This window comes from Mannheimia sp. E30BD (genome assembly GCF_041807785.1).
Classification (GTDB): domain Bacteria; phylum Pseudomonadota; class Gammaproteobacteria; order Enterobacterales; family Pasteurellaceae; genus Mannheimia.
Genome location: NZ_JBGTYX010000018.1, coordinates 26,758 through 44,078, shown reverse-complemented (window position 1 = coordinate 44,078; position 17,321 = coordinate 26,758). Strand labels below are relative to the sequence as shown.

The window sequence follows — 17,321 nt, the reverse complement described above, 5'->3', positions numbered from 1 at the left end:
GGGTTGTAAGTAATAAAACATGAGAGTTTCCTTTTTGTTTAGATTGATTTTTGACACTCATATTCTAAACGGGAAACTCTCACTTTTTAGAGTGAATTGTCAGATCAAGTCTGATCTTCTACAGTTAAACACTTAACTGAAAGTAACTTTAATTAAGCCAGTCTAACTTTTAGAGCTAGGACATTGCTATAACATTGATTTATCTAGCTTGTTTAAGCAATAACAGTTTGAATGTCATTATCAATGTACAACGTGTAAGTTTTGCCATCAACTTCTGTTGAATACATATCGAATTCTTCATCTCTGCCTGTAAATGTAGTTGCTAATTTTGTAAAACTATCGCCTTTAAGATTAACTTTGTCGGTTGCATCACCGTTGATAATCAATGCATCTTGGACAGTACCAACACTATTTGTAGGTGCCATTTTTCCAATAATTGCACTATCTAAAGTAATCTCAGTAGAAGCATCTGACTTACTTAATGTTATAACTCTTAAACCTTTGAGACGATTAACATCTTCAGTAGACCAAGTTGTGAAATCATCAATAAAGTCTAGAGCACCATTATTTTGGCGATTGCCATAAATGAGCTGTTCATATTGACTTCCATCTTTTTCGCCAACATTATCGATAAAGGTTTTTAGAGTACCACCTGTTTCAGAGATAATGAAATCAGCAGTCCAATTAAGTTGTCCGCCAGAAATAGAACCATCACTTTGCATAGTTCCACCCAAGAAATTCTTCATTTGAGTTTCGGCATTTATATAAATTGGATTTTCATGAGCGATATTATAGTAAGATGCTATTTCTTGACTATTTTCAGCTACTGGGCTAGCGATCACATTTACTCTACCATAGTTGTCTTTCCCTACCTGAATATCTGCACCATACCATTCTTTACTATCGCCTCGATAATAGTCAACTCTTGATAAGCCAGTAACATCGTTATAACTTGACTTATAGAAAGTGTCATCTCTTGAAGGACCATCACCAAGTCTATCAATATAATGCTCTAGCCTTCTACCATGAGAGTCATAAGAGTAAACTATAGTTTCAGAGATTTTATCTCCTAGGGTATTAAAGTTTATAGTATGATAGTTATTACCATAAACATCATATTTATACTCAGAGATACGGTCAAATACACCATTATTATCATTATCAGCAGATAATTTGGTTCTTCTGCCTAATGCATTATATGTTGAAACTGATTGACTATCGATTATGCCATCGTTTCCAACATCATTTTCGATCTTCGCAATACGTCCATAAGCATCTAAGCTATAGATTTCTGCGCGTTCAATTGTACCATCACCATAGTTATCAATGAATTTCTTCACTATGTTACCTTTTGCATCCAGTTCATATGTTTCAATTTGATGTAATGCATCTATAGCAGAATATGTAGATTTCTCAGTATAGTTCCCATTATTATCTAATTTATACACACCCTTACCAGTGTAAATTTGTGTACCATCTGCTGTTTGGTTGTAGTATTCTGATGAAACTATATTACCTTGAGCATTTAAGGTATTTTTTGTTATTTTCTCAATCTTACCATCATTGAGTAAATCAACCCCAGTTTCAAGAATATTACCATTTGCATTTAAGGTATATTCTTCACGATAATCAAATTTACCATCTACGTTGTTATCACGCTCAAGGGAGGTTCTTTCGCCCTTTTCGTTATAGTCGTACTTCAATACTTGGTCTATGCCTTGTACGGTTTTGCCGCTATTATCGGTTGGGCGTATTTTACCTTCGGTGTTTTTATTGGCATCGTTATCCACCAACACCTCACGAACCCTGCTCAGATTATCGAACTGCTGATAATGGATCTTATCAAGAAAACCATCTCATTTGTAACGTATAAAACCAAGTACTAAAAAGGCTAAAATCTAGCCAACTTGTTTCCTATATTATTTAGTCTAAAAAATAATCGAATACTCCATTTGATAAAAATTAGAAGAAAAAACACTCAAAGTAAAAATGGATAAAACAGTCGCTTTTTAACAAATCAAATCTGAATAAGTTAGTAGCTTGTTTTCTTGATAAGATCCATTATCAGAAGTTCGATAATCTGGGCAGGGTTCGTGAGGTGTTGGTGGATAATGATGCCAATAAAAACACCGAAGGTAAAATACGCCCAACCGATAATAGCGGCAACACCGTACAAGGCATAGACCGAGTATTGAAATACGACTACAACGTCAAAGGCGAAAGAACCTCCCTTGAGCGTGATAACAACGTAGATGGTAAATTTGATTATCGTGAAGAATATACCTTAAATGCGAATGGTAATATTGAGGAAAAACGAATCGATTTAACCAATGATGGCACAATGGATAGAAAAGAGGTTTACACCAAATCGCCTTCGGACGCTTATGTGAAAACGGAATTCTATAACCTTGTGCCAGAAGGCAGCGGTACAAAAGACATCTTAACCAAGATTGAGCATTATGAAAATAATGTGAATAATCAACGTACTGAAGTTAGGGTAGATATCTTAGGCGATAACACTATCAACTCAATTACTCGTTATGACCTAGATAACTTAGGCAGAATAGCGAAGGCGTATTTTGATACAGATGGCGATAAAACCATTGACCGTGCTGAAAGCTATACTCGTGATATGCAAGGCAATATCATTAAAATGGAAGTTGATATCGGCAATAATGGGTCGATTGATTCAGTAGTTACTTACACCTATGATAATCTAGGTAGAAGAATATCTATAAAACACGATACTGATAACAACGGTAGTATAGATAGAACCGATTATTATAAATACGATGTATATGGTAATCCGCAGGAGTATAGCACAGACTATGACGGAGATGGTATTTTTGAAAGAGTAGCTTATCGTGAATTTGATAGTTCAAATAGACAGATTGTTTATTGGATTGATGAGAATAAACCTCTTAATGGCAAACCTGATAGCAATGAATATTACGAAACCGTAGAATATGATGAATATGGAAATCCTAAAATTTATCATATTAGTAGTTCGCAAAATTACGATCTGCTTGTTAAATACGATGATAAAGGCAGTAGAAGTTATCAACATCTAGACAGAAATAAGAATGGTATTGTGGATAATGGTGAAACTTTTGAGCATCTTGAGTATGACAAAGTTTGGTCAAGAGCTGTATCTAAGATAACTGTCTTTAATGATAAAGGTATCAAAACAACAGTCGCAGAGATTGAGGTGGGTGATCTTGGCAATCCACTACATTATTATCGTGATAATGGTGCTGACGGTACAATTAACCTATTTGCTTTCGGTAACTATTCAGGAAATATAGCGGTAAATAATCACCACGTCGATATGAGTGCTTGGTCTGCAGATCAAGTTGCTCGATTTAACAAAGGGTTAGAAACCGTTGTATTAAGTAATACGCTTACTAGCAGTCAGCTAACTTTGGATAAAGAAACACTGGCAAATTTAGTTTCTAAAACCAATACTCTTCGTATTACAGGAGATAGTACTGATACGGTAAACCTTGAAGGCTTTACTAAAGCAGATAGCAGTAGCCAAGCAGGACATAACCAATATACCGCTGATGTAGATGGTACAACTTACACCGTATTTATAACGGATACTGTTGATACTGTTTTAGGTTAATTTATTGAGTTTGTAACATAACAAAGCCCCATAGCAATATGGGGCTTTTTTTCGCTTCAAACTCCCTACAAGCGGTCAAATTTCCCGAAAAATTTGCAATTCTGCTATAATTCCAATCAACCCTTACTGCCCATTTTTGGAGAGAATATGAAAAAACAACTCCCTATTGGTATTCAAACTTTCTCGCAATTAGTTCAAGAAAACTATTACTATGTAGATAAAACACGCCAAATCCTTGAATTAATTGAAACGGGGAAGTTTATTTTCCTCTCCCGCCCTCGTCGTTTTGGCAAAAGTTTAACCTTAGATACCATTGCCGAGCTGTTTTCGGGCAACAAAGCCTTATTTGATGGGCTTTATGCGGAAAAGCATTGGGATTGGGGGAAAAAATATCCTGTTATCCGTATTAGCTTTGGTACAAATGTGACCTTTGATGAAGAGCGTTTAATTCAAATTCTGAATGAAAAGCTCGAGGAACTTGAAGAAATTCACGGTTTGTCTGAAAAATCACATTTATCGGAAGCGGCTCGTTTTCAGCGGATTATCAAGCATATTTACACGCAAACAGAGCAAAAAGTGGTGGTGTTAGTTGATGAATATGATAAGCCAATTTTAGATAACCTCTCCACCCCAGAACAAGCTATCTTAGCTAGAAACCGCTTAAGAGATTTTTATAGCGTGCTAAAAGAAAGCGATGCCTATCTGCGCTTTGCAATGCTCACAGGCGTCTCCAAATTCAGCAAAATCAACCTCTTTTCAGGCTTAAACAATCTGTACGATGCGACACTCGACAAACAATTCTCCGATTTATGTGGCTATACTCAGTCTGAATTAGAAACTGTGTTCGCCCCTGAATTATCGGGTGTGGATTTAAGCGAGTTGAAGAATTGGTACAACGGCTATAATTGGTCGGGGGAGAGTGTCTATAACCCTTTTGATGTGTTGTTTTTTTTCTCTAATGAAGAACGAGTTTACAAGCCTTATTGGTTTGAAACGGGTTCGCCAACCTTTTTGATTGATAAATTAGTCAATGAGAACATCGATTTAGGCAAAATCTCGCAAGATATTTCTGATGATATTTTGCTCTCCAAGTTTGATGTGGGCGATATCAGCCCCGTTGCCTTGATGTTCCAAACGGGCTATTTAACCATTGATAAGGTGGTAAATACCTTTGATGGCGTGGGTTATACCCTTAAATACCCTAACAAAGAGGTGCAACAAAGTCTAAATACGATGTTGCTACGCCGTTACTTACATAAGTATGAATCAGGCTCAACGCTGCGTTCTCATTTATACGATGCCCTAGTCCAACACGATATCGCCCGTATGCAGTTAGTCCTCAAAGCCTTTTTCGCCAGTATTCCGCACGATTGGCACAGAAATAACAATATTGCTTATTACGAAGGCTATTGGGCGAGCGTGTTTTATGCCTATTTTGCTAGTCTTGGTTTTCCGATTATTACCGAAGATGCCACCAATGTCGGCAATATTGATATGACATTGCTTGTGAATAACCACGTTTATATTTTTGAATTTAAAGTGGTGGGTAAAGATGTAAAAGAAAGCCCGCTCGGGTTAGCTCTTGCCCAAATTATCGACCGAGATTATGCTAAAAAATATCAAGGACAAGGCAAAACGATTTACCAAATTGGTGTGGAGTTTAACAAAGACAGCCGAGAAGTCGCGTTTGATATTGCTCGCTTATAATGTGGTGACAAGCGGTTGAGTTTAGCTGTAGAAGATCAGACTTGATCTTCTACAAATAATCTTTTTGTCAGATAATTTAAATGTAGCAAGCGGTTGATTTTATAGAGAATTTTACAAATTTCTTATAAAAATCAACCGCTTGTAAAATGGTGATTGCTCACCTGATTAACAAGAATCCCACCTTTATAAGCAGGATTCTTGCTTCTCTAGCTATTAGCCAAGAATCACTTCTGTGCCATCATTCACATGTACGATGTAAGTTGTGCCATCAATATCAGTAGTATATTGGTTATGTCCCACACGAGAGCTGGTCTCTGATTGGGTAAAACCAAGTAAATTCACTGTATCGTTCGCATCCCCATTCATAATTCGAATTGAATTATTCGCTGGAGCAATCTTAGCAATCGTTTCACGATCTAAGGTTAAAGTGGATTCAAAGCTAGCACTACTTAACATAATCAAGTTTAATCCTTTGATATAGTCAATACGCTCAGGAGTCCAATTTGTTAAATCTTCCGCATGGTTTTTCGTATATTGTCCAGTATAGTTACCGAATTCCATACGTTCAATTGTGCCATCATTGAAATTATCTCGGAAGGTTAGTGTGATAATACCGTTATTATCACGCTCAACAAATTCTTTATGTAAGAGTTTATTTGTGCCGTCGTATACAGTCTCTCCATTTTTCGAACCCGAAACAGGATCTTGAGTAAAGAGAACAATCCTATCACGTGCTGAACTAATCTTACCATCTAAATCTATGTCGTTTTTATTTACAGTAGTAAAGCCTGTTTCATCATACTCCATATATGTAACCGACACTGTTTTATTCGTAACAGGATTAATACCCTTTTGAATAGCAATCTGCCCTTGCGGATTATATTCACGAACATAAATGATATCATCGTTTGTGAGCCCATTACCTGTTCTATCGGTAAATTGCTCACTTACTAGATTCCATTGGTTGAATTTCTGCTCAACAATACGATTAGGCTGGCCGTCACCAGTATAATCATAGGTGTATTTCGTGATACGATTTAAAGCATCCAATTCCCTGTCTTGAATCTCAGTTATCTTACCTTGACTATCAGTCTTAACGATTTGAGTTACAGCACCATTGCTATTACGAGTGTAAGTCTCGATTCTATCAATCACATCATCATTAGCCATATCAAAATAAGCTTTCGCAACACGTCCATATTCATCTAACTCATAAGATACACCGTTTATTGATGAACCATCACCAAATACATCAGTTAAAAGATGTATGCGCTGATTATTCGCATTCAGCTCATAATTCTCAATCTTCGTTAAGACCTCTTTGTCATCTACTAAGTTGTAGAAGTGGGTTTGCACTAAACCATCATCCGCTTCTTTGGTGTACGCCTCTTTGCGGTCAAACTTACCGTCATTGGTTAAGTCGATTTCTTTCGCTGTTTGGCGACCGTTCACATCTAAGGTATAAACTTCACGATAATCAAATTTACCATCTACGTTGTTATCACGCTCAAGGGAGGTTCTTTTGCCCTTTTCGTTATAGTCGTACTTCAATACTTGGTCTATGCCTGGTACGGTTTTGCCGCTATTATCGGTTGGGCGTATTTTACCTTCGGTGTTTTTATTGGCATCGTTATCCACCAACACTTCACGAACCCTGCTCAGATTATCGAACTGCTGATAATGGATCTTATCAGGAAAACCATCTTATTTTTAACGCATAAAGCCAAGCACTAAAAAGGCTAAAATATAACCAATTTAAGTTGTTGATTGTTTAGCACAAAAAACAATCAAATACTCCATTTGAGTAAAAATGGAAAAAATAGCTAAAAATGATCAGTAGGGAAAAATTCTATTTTTGAGTATATAAATCTAGAAAGGAATAATGGTCAGTTTTCCTGATAAGATCCATTATCAGATCTTCGACAGTTTAGGCAGGGTTGTAAGGGTATTAGTGGACAATGACGCTAAAGAAACTACAGGTAAACCACAGTCTGATAACAGCGGTAAACCTGTTGCCGGCATCGACCAAGTGTTGAAGTATGACTATAACGTGAAAGGCGAAAAAATCTCTATGCAACGGGATAATAACGTAGACGACGAGCCTGATTACCGTGAAGTCTATACCTTAGATGCGAACGGTAAAGTTACTCAAAAAGAGATTGATTTAACAAATGATGATCAATTTGATAAGAAAGAGGTTTACACCTTACAGGCTGATGGTGCTATAGAGAAAACCCACTTCTATAATCTCATTAAAAATAAATATGAGATTTTGGAAGAAGTTATAGCGAAGATTGAGGAGTATAGCTTAAATGCAAATAATCAAACTGAGGTAACTAAAACAGATCTTCTCGGCGACACTACCATTAATAGTAAAACAACATATAGGCTGAATGAGTATGGTCGTGCTTCCGAAGCTTTCTTTGATGTTGATGGAAATGGTTCAATCGACCGTAGGGAAGTTTATCAGTATTATCCTGATGGAAACTTGAAGAAAAAAGAAATAGACACTGGTAACACCGGTTCTATAGATTCTTCCGAAACCTATATCCGAGATGCTCTTGGTAGAATTACTATGTTACAAAAAGATAGTGATAATAATGGCTCTACGGATTCAGCCATTCATTATACATATGATAATTATGGTCGAGTAACCAGTGAACGTAGAGATTCAGATAACAACTTAGATACTCCTGACTATATTGAGACAATAACATATGATACGTTAGGTAATCGTGAACGAGTTTATGTTGATAGAACGGGCAATGGTGTTACTGCTGATGATGCTTTATATCACTTTACATCTACGAACTATGGTCAGTTCTATACCGTTACTGAGTATGATCTTTCACGAGCCGGAACGTATATCAAGTCACCATTAGAAATTGATAACCCAAATAAAGCAGCATTACGCTATATCCGTACAAATCACTACGATGACTTTGGAAGATTAACAATTTGGGAAGTGGACAGGGATGGAGACGGAAAGATTAATAAAGAAGGAGATTCAACGAGGTATTTCTCATATGATTACGATGGCAATAACTTGAATTCTCAGGCGTTTAATAAAGTAACCTCGTGGAAAGTTGTTAATGGCTTAGGGAAAACTTCTCGCATTGAGTATTTTGAACATGATGCATTTGGTAGTACAAAATTAACAATGATAGATTTTGGAGGAAATGGTCGTATTGATCAAATAATTATTGGTAATGCAGGAGGTCAAGCGGATAAATCCTTCCATTTAGATATGACGGACAGTAGTGATTGGACAGCTGAAAAACTGTCTAAACTCGCTAATGTAAGGTTCATTCAATTATCTGATGAATCAACACAATCTTCTTTAACATTAGATAAAAATGCACTAAAAGCATTATCAAAAGAGGTGCGTATTCTAGGTGATTCAACAGATACTGTACGTTTAGAAGACATTGAATTAAAAAATCTCAATAGCCCAATAACTATTGATAAGCAACTCTATAATCAATATTCAACGCAAATTGATAATTCAACTTACAAGTTAATTATTGATGCGGATATTAACATTTCTGACCTTGTCTAAAGAATGTCCAAGCCAAAGCCTCCATAGAAATATGGGGGCTTTTTTCCTACCTTAAAGCCGTTACAAGCGGTCATTTTTTCCTAAAAATTTGCAATTCTGCTATAATTTGGCTCATCAACACGCCCTTTTTCGGAGAGAAAAGATGAAAAAACAACTGCCTATCGGTATTCAAACTTTTGCCCAATTGGTTCAAGAGGGCTATTACTATGTGGATAAAACCCGACCAATCTTGGAATTGATTGAAACCGGAAAATTTATTTTCCTCTCCCGTCCCCGTCGGTTTGGCAAGAGTTTAACGTTGGATACCATTGCCGAGCTGTTTTCAGGGAATAAGGCATTGTTTTCTGGGTTGTATGCTGAAAAGCATTGGGATTGGTCGGCTAAATTTCCTGTTATTCGCTTTAATTTTGCCAAAGGGGTAGCAAAATCCAAAGCTACAATAACAGAGTTACTCACCTCGCAATTACAACAAAATGCCAAACAATATGGGGTGGAATTGGCTGATTTTTCGGGGTTGGGGACGTTGTTTGATGACTTAATTAATAAAATTGCCGAAAAGCACCAACAAAAAGCAGTTATTTTAATTGATGAATACGATAAAGCGATTTTAGATAATTTAGAACACGCCGAAACCGCCCTACAAATGCGGGATATTCTAAGGGATTTTTATTCGGTAATTAAAGGGCAAGATGCGAATATCCGCTTTGCAATGCTCACCGGCGTGTCCAAATTCAGTAAAATCAACCTGTTTTCGGGCTTGAATAACCTCTACGATGCCACATTAGACAAACAGTTCTCCAACCTCTGCGGCTATACCCAATCCGAGCTTGAAGCGGTGTTTGCTCCTGAATTATCAGGCGTGGATTTAAACGAGCTGAAAAATTGGTACAACGGCTATAACTGGTCTGGTGAGAGTGTGTATAATCCGTTTGATATTTTGTTGTTTTTCCAAAAACGGATTTACGAGCCTTATTGGTTTGAAACGGGGTCGCCCACCTTTTTGATTGACAAACTCATCAATGAAAATGTGGATTTGGGTAGAATCTCCCAGCAAATTTCGGATAATTTATTGTTATCCAAATTCGATGTGGGCGATATTAGCCCTATCGCCCTTATGTTCCAGACTGGTTATCTTACGATTAACCAACAAATTGAAAAAATGGGCAGAGCGGGTTATACGCTAAAATTCCCTAATAAAGAGGTGCAGCAGAGCCTGAATGCCTTATTGTTGAGACGCTTTTTACATAAAAACGATTCAGGACTAGAGCTAAGTTCTTATTTATACGATACCTTAATTCAACACGACATAACCAGAATGCAGCTTGTTCTCAAAGCCTTTTTCGCCAGTATTCCGCACGATTGGCATAGAAATAACAATATTGCTTATTATGAGGGCTATTGGGCGAGTGTGTTTTATGCCTATTTTGCCAGCCTGGGGTTGCCGATTATTACCGAAGATGCAACCAGCGTGGGGAATATTGATATGACATTACTGGTGAACAACCACGTCTATATTTTTGAGTTTAAAGTAGTAGGGAAAGATGTGAAAGAAAGCCCGCTTGGGTTAGCGTTAGCACAGATTATCGACCGAGATTATGCGAAGAAATATCAAGGACAAGGCAAAACGATTTACCAAATTGGGGTGGAGTTTAATAAAGATAGCCGAGAAGTCGCGTTTGATATTGCTCGCTTATAATATGGTGACAAGCGGTTAAATTTCCTGAAAATTTTGCAAAAACAAGGGAAATTTAACCGCTTGTTTTTGGAAATAATACGAAGAATTTAAAAGATAAAAAAGCCTCAGCATTGCTGCTGAGGCTTTATTTCATTTTGAAGTTAAAAGATTAACGATTAACCACCGATGATATTCACATCAACGTTGTTTTGAACATACAAGTTCAATGCCTCCCCATCTACCGTTGCAGTATACAGGTCGTAGTTACGAACTGTGCTGCTCGCTGCTTTTTCAAAGCCGGAGAGGTTCAGAATATCGTTGTTATCTGTACCACCTACTACTCTTAATCCACCTTCACTGATTTTCGCTACAGTTTCAGCATTGAGTGTAAGTGTCGAGATAGAGTTTATGGCTAAGTTTATCTGTTTCAGAGATGTTCCCAGTCTAGCAAGCTCTTCTTCTTTCCACGTTGTTAAATCTTGTGTAAAGTGGAAGGATAAACCTGCACCTACTGTACCAAATGTGAAACGATCTGCACCAATACCATTACTCACAGTATCAATAATAGTATGAATTTGGGTACCTTGAGTATCTCTTATGACTGAGTCTATTTGGGTTAATTCATCTTTAGCATTGTATCGATGAACCGTACTAGCTCGACCATTAAGATCATAGTCAGAATAAGCTAACTTAGAAGCAAAAGTACCATCTAGACGATATTCTGTCCGTATATCTATTGTATTATCCGGATTATAAGTATTTTCCCATGAGAAATTACTTCTTCCCGTTACCGTTCCTTTAGCGATTCGACCATATTCATCACGCTCATATACGTTTGCTATGAAAGAGCCATCAGCTGCAGTTATTTTATTACTAATAACGTAATTACTTGAATTGAACGTTTGTTCTGTCGTAGATGAAAGTTCTAATGTTTGATTAGGTTGATTATAAGCATACTCTTTTCTCAAAATTCCTTGACCGTAGTCGTCGTGAGTATACTCATATTTTCTATCTACTACATTATCACCATTGCTATCTACTCTTGAGACTACTGTACGACCTAACGCATCTCTTTCATAGTTAGTTGAAGACAACAATAAACCATTTGCATCAGTGAGTTCGCTTCGGGTTACATCCCCATTCGCATCACGAGTATAAGTAGTCACTTGTGCAACAGTGATATTATCTCTCTCATAAGCATAGGATTTATACGTTCTACCTGATGCATCTAAGTCATAAGTAGAAACATAATCAATTGAGCCGTCACCCTGCATATCCCCTCTTAATGCAGTGCGTTGACCATTAGCATTATTTTCATAATGCTCAATCTTGGTTAAGATGTCTTTTGTACCGCTGCCTTCTGGCACAAGGTTATAGAATTCCGTTTTCACATAAGCGTCCGAAGGCGATTTGGTGTAAATCTCTTTTCTATCAAAAGTACCATCGTTAGTTAAGTCGATGTTTTTACCAACCCAACGACCATTTGCATCTAGGGTATATTCTTCACGATAATCAAATTTATCATCTACGTTGTTATCACGCTCAAGGGAGGCTCTTTCGCCCTTTTCGTTATAGCTGTACTTCAATACTTGGTCTATGCCTTGTACGGTTTTGCCGCTATTATCGGTTGGGCGTATTTTACCTTCGGTGTTTTTATTGGCATCGTTATCCACCAACACCTCACGAACCCTGCCTAGATTGTCGAACTTCTGATAATGGATCTTATGTGAAAGTTTTTGATGTACAGTAAATTATCAAGTTTCTGGAAATAGTGAATTTCGTAATCTATTTTTTAGAGAGAGTGAAATACTCATAAATGCAGAAAATACTCCATTTGATTAATATTCTGAAATTTATGAGCATAGAGAGGGAAATAGAAAAGATTAGATAAAGAAGAAAGTTATTTTTCTAAAACTAAAAATCAAGAGCTATTTCTATTGGATAACTAAAAATAGCCCTTGAGTTAAATTTTATAGTTGTAGCTTTTATTAAGCTGCAGACCATAACCCGCCAAAAACTTGGTAGAACAAGCTGTTTAGCAGTAATAAGCCGAAGCCTAGCACCATTACCGAGAAATCTAACATTCCTGTTCTTGGTAGCAGTTTGCGGATAAAGCCAAGCACAGGTTCAGTAATTTGGGCAACGGTATAATCAAGTGGGTGGTTGCCTTGTGTAACCCAGCTCATTAATGCTCGAATTAAGGTAGTGAAAAAGAGAATTTGTCCAAAGGTTTTCACTAAACTTAATAAGCCGATTAAAACGGAGCGAGGTACATCAACGCCAAATAAGATAAATTGTAACGTGACTAATGCCGCTGCAATGAAGAGTGCGGGAAAGCAGATGTTTTTAACCGTTGGAATTAATTTGCCAACTGGAGCGACTAAAGGCTCAGTGATTTTGAGCAAAGTTTGTGAAATAGGTAAACGTGGATCAACGCGGCAAAATTGTAACCACGTTCTTAACACTAAAATAAAACTAAAGAAGCCAACAACTAATGAAATAACAGGGGCTAAAAATTCCATTTATTTCTCTCTTTTATACTTAAAATTAAAAAACAAACGGTCGTTTTTACGAAAAAATTTGCAAATTTTCAGAAAAATATAACCGCTTGTATCTGTGTTAATCAATTAAGCTTGTGCTGGGTAATCCCACCAAATGTCGAATAACTCGCTTACTTGTACATTTTGTAAGCCGTTGTTTTCTAACCAAGTTTTCACTAATTGGCGGTGAGATTCATCACATTTGCCTAATTTTTCTAAGCAAATTAAACCTTCCCAATTTAAGTAGCCGTTTGCTTCTAAGGCTAAACCGTTTGGACGAATAACTTCATCAATGAAACGATCAACCGTTTCATCAATTTGGTCAATACCCGTACCTTCAGCAAAGCTGAATTTGATTGCAAAACCTAACTCTTGGTATTCGTCTAAGTGCATTTTTTTACGCTGACGAGCATTACGTTGAACTGCCATTTTTTCTCTCCTCTATTAAATAAACTATTGCTATTTTTTTACAAAATATAAATCCCACACACCGTGTCCTAGCTTATGTCCTCTTTCTTCAAACTTGGTTAGAGGGCGAAAATCTGGGCGTGGAATAAAATCATTGGTTGCTGATGTATTTTGCAATTTATCTTCAAATTGGCGTAACACGTCGAGCATATGCTCTGAGTAATTTTCCCAATCGGTTGCAAAATGAATAAAGCCGTTCGGGCTTAATTTTTCAATCACTCGTGTGATAAATTCAGGTTGAACAATACGGCGTTTGTGGTGTTTTGCTTTCTGCCAAGGATCGGGGAAATAGAGCTGTAATCCGCCCAATGAGCCATCGGCAATACTATCTCGTAGAATTTCGGTTGCATCGTGGCAAATCACTCTTAAATTCTTTATCCCTTTTTCTAGTGCATAAGCAATACAAGCCCCAACGCCCGGGGTATGCACTTCAATACCAATATAGTTTCTATCTGGATTTTGTTCTGCCATTTCAACTAGCGATTTGCCCATTCCAAAACCGATTTCTAACACAACAGGGTTGTTGTTACCAAAAATCTGCTCAAAATTAAACGGGGTTGGCTGATAATCTAGCCCTAAATTCGCCCAGTTGTTGTTCATCATATCACGTTGATAATCGCTTAAACGACCAGTACGCAACACGAAGCTACGCACTTTTCTTAAATAACGACCATCTTCGGTAAATTCAGCTTGCTCAACCGTTTTACGTTTTTTATCTGCAAAAGTTTGCTTTTCTGACATTTTCTCGCCTTAAAACTTCACTAATGCAGAACCCCAAGTCCAGCCGCCGCCGAAAGCCTCGAGGAGTAATAATTGACCACGTTTCACACGCCCATCACGTACCGCTTCATCAAGGGCAACAGGCACAGTTGCCGCACTGGTATTGGCGTATTTATCAAGGGTAACCACCACTTGATCCATTTCCATCTCTAATTTTTTCGCCGTTGCAGTGATAATGCGTAAATTCGCTTGATGTGGAATGAGCCAATCAAGGTCAGATTTTTGTAAATTGTTTGCCTCAAGCGTTTCTTCTACCACGCTTGAAAGCTGGTTAACCGCAATTTTGAAAGTCGCATTGCCCTGCATTTCGATAAAGCCCGAACGCTCTTCGCCACGTTTTTGACCTTTTAACGTCAGGTTATTATCCAAATCTGGTGAAGCGTGTAAGTGGGTGGAAATAATTCCTTGCTCTTCGCTCGCTTCTAAAATCACTGCCCCTGCTCCATCGCCAAATAGCACAACGGTGCTGCGGTCAGTTTCATCTAGCATTCTAGAATTGATGTCTGAACCGATTACTAATGCTTTTTTCACTTGCCCGTTACGCACAAATTGATCGGCAACGCTTAACGCATACACAAAACCTGTACAAGCTGCGGCTACGTCAAAGGCAATCGCATCTTGAATATTTAATAAGCCTTGAATTTGGCAAGCCGCACTTGGGTAAGCGTGAGAATTGGTGGTTGTACCCACCACGATTAAACTAATTTCATTAGCATCAATTTTTGCCATTTCTAACGCTTGTTGAGCCGCTTTTGCACCCATTGTTGCAACAGTTTCATCAGCTGCGGCGATACGGCGTTCACGAATGCCCGAACGAGTTACAATCCACTCATCAGAAGTGTCCACCATTTTTTCTAAATCAGCATTGGTGCGAATTTGACCCGGCAAATAGCTTCCCGTTGCTAAAATCTTGCTGTTCATATTTTTGATTATTCTCAATCGATTAAAATAGTAATCCGTTATTATAGCGTGAAAATAGAGAAATATATAGACTTTACAAGCGGTTGTTTTTGGTAACTTTTTTACTAAAAACAACCGCTTGTGAATTTATTGAACCGAAATTTTAACACTTACCACTTCTTGTGGCTGAAGTAAGATATTCAGCCGAGCAGTTTCAACACAAACCATTTTCTGATAAGCATTTTCGCTCATTCCGCCTATTGGTTTATGCCAAGGATTCCATAAAACTGTTTCTGTTGCATTGTGATGTTCAACCACAATAGCTCTTTGGTAAGTGAAATCCTGAATGATATTTGTTGGGTTCGCTGCATAAATACAGTCTATGTTTTGATCGACTTGGCGAGGAGATGGCACTTCAACTTCTTGATCGGTTAGCTTATCAAAACAGCGCGTTGGCAAGCCTTGCACTTCCACTTTTGTGATATCGCCAACATTAAAATAAGTATGCAATGCTAACTGTGCAGCCTCTGAGCCTAAATGTGTAAAATATAGCCCGCAAGTTTCTCCTAAAATCATCTCTATTTTGGCTTCCTGTTCTAAAGCGAACACTAAACGAACGCTTTCACTAGAACAAGAATGTTCAACTAAATTCCACTCTCGAATACGAGCCGTGCCGTGGGCAGGTTCTTTTACTGTTCCAAACCAAGGGTAACAAATCGGCACGCCACCACGAATAGCTGAGCCTGCTTTAAAAGGCTCAATTTCACTTAACCACAATACATCTTGCTCCGCATTATATGGCTGCCAACTTAGCAGTTGAGCCCCTTGCAACGCAATTTTGGCTTTGACTTTGCTGTGATTCACTTCCAGCACGTCCAATTCATTATATTTGGTTAATTTTAATTCATTGCTCAAGTTCATAATATTTTCCTTTGATGACTAAAATGATTGAAAAGCAACAAAAATGTGAGTTAGATCACAAAATCAAGCATTAATTTTCTACCCCATTTAGGTAGTCGCTATAATATCCTATATTCTAACATAGATAAGGAGAAAACTATGAAAACCCTCGGCGAATTTATTATTGAAAAACAAGCCGAATATCCCGGAGCGAAAGGCGAATTAAGTGGTATTTTGTCATCAATTCGTTTAGCCGCCAAAATTATTCATCGTGAAATCAACCGTGCGGGCTTAAGCCAAGATATTTTAGGCACCGCAGGTTCTGAAAATGTGCAGGGCGAAGCTCAAATGAAGCTTGATGTTTTCGCAAACGAAACAATGAAAAAAGCCTTGCTTGCCCGTGAAGATGTAGCTGGTTTTGCCTCAGAAGAAGATGATGACTTTGTTGCTTTTGATACCGAACGTGGTCGCAATGCAAAATATATTTTAATGACCGATCCGCTTGATGGATCTTCTAACATTGAAGTGAATGTATCTGTTGGCACGATCTTCTCGATCTACCGCCGTGTTTCGCCTATTGGCACACCTGTAACCAAAGAAGATTTCTTGCAAGAAGGACGTAAACAAGTTGCCGCAGGCTATGTCACTTATGGCTCATCAACAATGTTGGTTTACACCACGGGCAATGGCGTGAACGGCTTTACTTACGATCCATCATTAGGCTTATTTATTCTTTCCCACCCAGATCTCAAAACCCCAACGGAAGGGAAATATTACTCCATCAACGAAGGACAATATGTCACCTTCCCTCAAGGAGTAAAACGCTTTATTAAATATTGCCAAGAAACGGACGAAGCCACCAAACGCCCATATTCATCACGCTATATCGGTTCATTGGTATCAGATTTCCACCGCAATTTATTAAAAGGCGGAGTCTACATCTACCCAACTTCAACCGTTTACCCAAAAGGCAAATTACGCTTACTCTATGAATGCAACCCTATTGCCTTCTTAGCAGAACAAGCAGGCGGAATGGCAACCGATGGCTTTAACCCAATTTTAGACATCAAACCAACCGAACTCCACCAACGTGTACCATTCTTTGTAGGCTCAAGCTCAATGGTAAAACAAGCGGACGAATTTATGCAAGAATTTGCGAAATAGAAC

General features: G+C 37.9%; 13 protein-coding genes. 5 read left to right on the top strand and 8 right to left on the bottom strand.

All coding sequences use genetic code 11. The features are described 5' to 3' along the window. Window positions 1–212: 212 nt before the first annotated feature. Window positions 213–1,790: a hypothetical protein gene (locus ACERCG_RS09605; RefSeq protein ID WP_373611828.1), complete on the bottom strand. Its 1,578-nt coding sequence runs from the start codon at window positions 1,788–1,790 to the stop codon at window positions 213–215. Between the two features lie 308 nt (window positions 1,791–2,098). Between ACERCG_RS09605 and ACERCG_RS09600 the strand changes: the two genes are divergently transcribed. Together ACERCG_RS09600 and ACERCG_RS09595 are read left to right on the top strand one after the other, a co-directional pair. Continuing rightward, window positions 2,099–3,625: a hypothetical protein gene (locus tag ACERCG_RS09600; RefSeq protein ID WP_373611826.1), complete on the top strand. Its 1,527-nt coding sequence runs from the start codon at window positions 2,099–2,101 to the stop codon at window positions 3,623–3,625. Between the two features lie 147 nt (window positions 3,626–3,772). After that, a complete protein-coding gene (locus ACERCG_RS09595; protein ID WP_373611825.1) occupies window positions 3,773–5,332 on the top strand; it encodes an ATP-binding protein in 1,560 nt (519 codons plus the stop codon). A 213-nt stretch (window positions 5,333–5,545) separates the two neighbouring features. Here ACERCG_RS09595 and ACERCG_RS09590 read toward each other — a convergent pair whose 3' ends face one another. Next, window positions 5,546–6,976 carry a hypothetical protein gene (locus ACERCG_RS09590; protein WP_373611824.1) on the bottom strand — a complete coding sequence of 477 codons (1,431 nt, stop codon included), beginning with the start codon at window positions 6,974–6,976 and terminating at the stop codon, window positions 5,546–5,548. Window positions 6,977–7,214: 238 nt separating this feature from the next. Between ACERCG_RS09590 and ACERCG_RS09585 the strand changes: the two genes are divergently transcribed. Both ACERCG_RS09585 and ACERCG_RS09580 read left to right on the top strand, forming a co-directional pair. After that, entirely contained in the window at window positions 7,215–8,891 is a 1,677-nt protein-coding gene (locus ACERCG_RS09585; protein WP_373611823.1) for a hypothetical protein, read from the top strand. A 142-nt stretch (window positions 8,892–9,033) separates the two neighbouring features. After that, entirely contained in the window at window positions 9,034–10,587 is a 1,554-nt protein-coding gene (locus ACERCG_RS09580) for an AAA family ATPase (RefSeq protein ID WP_373611822.1), read from the top strand. A 155-nt stretch (window positions 10,588–10,742) separates the two neighbouring features. Here ACERCG_RS09580 and ACERCG_RS09575 read toward each other — a convergent pair whose 3' ends face one another. From ACERCG_RS09575 to ACERCG_RS09550, 6 genes are all read right to left on the bottom strand, one after another. Next, window positions 10,743–12,239, bottom strand: a complete 1,497-nt coding sequence (locus tag ACERCG_RS09575; protein ID WP_373611821.1) for a hypothetical protein — start codon at window positions 12,237–12,239, stop codon at window positions 10,743–10,745. A gap of 315 nt (window positions 12,240–12,554) precedes the next feature. Then, window positions 12,555–13,088 (bottom strand): YggT family protein, encoded by a 534-nt coding sequence (locus tag ACERCG_RS09570; protein WP_373611820.1) that lies wholly within the window; start codon window positions 13,086–13,088, stop codon window positions 12,555–12,557. 105 nt (window positions 13,089–13,193) lie between these two features. Continuing rightward, the gene (locus ACERCG_RS09565; RefSeq protein ID WP_373611819.1) at window positions 13,194–13,535 is read right to left on the bottom strand and encodes a YggL family protein; all 342 of its coding nucleotides are present in this window, start codon (window positions 13,533–13,535) and stop codon (window positions 13,194–13,196) included. A gap of 30 nt (window positions 13,536–13,565) precedes the next feature. After that, window positions 13,566–14,315: a tRNA (guanosine(46)-N7)-methyltransferase TrmB gene (trmB, locus tag ACERCG_RS09560; protein WP_373611818.1), complete on the bottom strand. Its 750-nt coding sequence runs from the start codon at window positions 14,313–14,315 to the stop codon at window positions 13,566–13,568. A 9-nt stretch (window positions 14,316–14,324) separates the two neighbouring features. Further along, the gene (locus ACERCG_RS09555; protein ID WP_373611816.1) at window positions 14,325–15,275 is read right to left on the bottom strand and encodes a beta-ketoacyl-ACP synthase III; all 951 of its coding nucleotides are present in this window, start codon (window positions 15,273–15,275) and stop codon (window positions 14,325–14,327) included. 126 nt (window positions 15,276–15,401) lie between these two features. Next, entirely contained in the window at window positions 15,402–16,175 is a 774-nt protein-coding gene (locus ACERCG_RS09550; RefSeq protein ID WP_373611815.1) for a D-hexose-6-phosphate mutarotase, read from the bottom strand. A gap of 138 nt (window positions 16,176–16,313) precedes the next feature. Here ACERCG_RS09550 and fbp point away from each other — a divergent pair, with 138 nt between their 5' ends. Further along, a complete protein-coding gene (gene fbp, locus ACERCG_RS09545) occupies window positions 16,314–17,318 on the top strand; it encodes a class 1 fructose-bisphosphatase (protein ID WP_373611814.1) in 1,005 nt (334 codons plus the stop codon). The last annotated feature ends 3 nt before the right edge of the window (window positions 17,319–17,321 follow it).

Bases quoted from the DNA above. Each gene is read 5' to 3' on its own strand.
- ACERCG_RS09565 (WP_373611819.1), bottom strand. From the start codon at position 13,535: ATGGCAGTTCAACGTAATGCTCGTCAGCGTAAAAAAATGCACTTAGAC.
- ACERCG_RS09595 (WP_373611825.1), top strand. From the start codon at position 3,773: ATGAAAAAACAACTCCCTATTGGTATTCAAACTTTCTCGCAATTAGTT.
- ACERCG_RS09550 (WP_373611815.1), bottom strand. From the start codon at position 16,175: ATGAACTTGAGCAATGAATTAAAATTAACCAAATATAATGAATTGGAC.
- ACERCG_RS09585 (WP_373611823.1), top strand. From the start codon at position 7,215: ATGGTCAGTTTTCCTGATAAGATCCATTATCAGATCTTCGACAGTTTA.
- fbp (WP_373611814.1), top strand. From the start codon at position 16,314: ATGAAAACCCTCGGCGAATTTATTATTGAAAAACAAGCCGAATATCCC.
- ACERCG_RS09580 (WP_373611822.1), top strand. From the start codon at position 9,034: ATGAAAAAACAACTGCCTATCGGTATTCAAACTTTTGCCCAATTGGTT.
- ACERCG_RS09555 (WP_373611816.1), bottom strand. From the start codon at position 15,275: ATGAACAGCAAGATTTTAGCAACGGGAAGCTATTTGCCGGGTCAAATT.
- trmB (WP_373611818.1), bottom strand. From the start codon at position 14,315: ATGTCAGAAAAGCAAACTTTTGCAGATAAAAAACGTAAAACGGTTGAG.
- ACERCG_RS09570 (WP_373611820.1), bottom strand. From the start codon at position 13,088: ATGGAATTTTTAGCCCCTGTTATTTCATTAGTTGTTGGCTTCTTTAGT.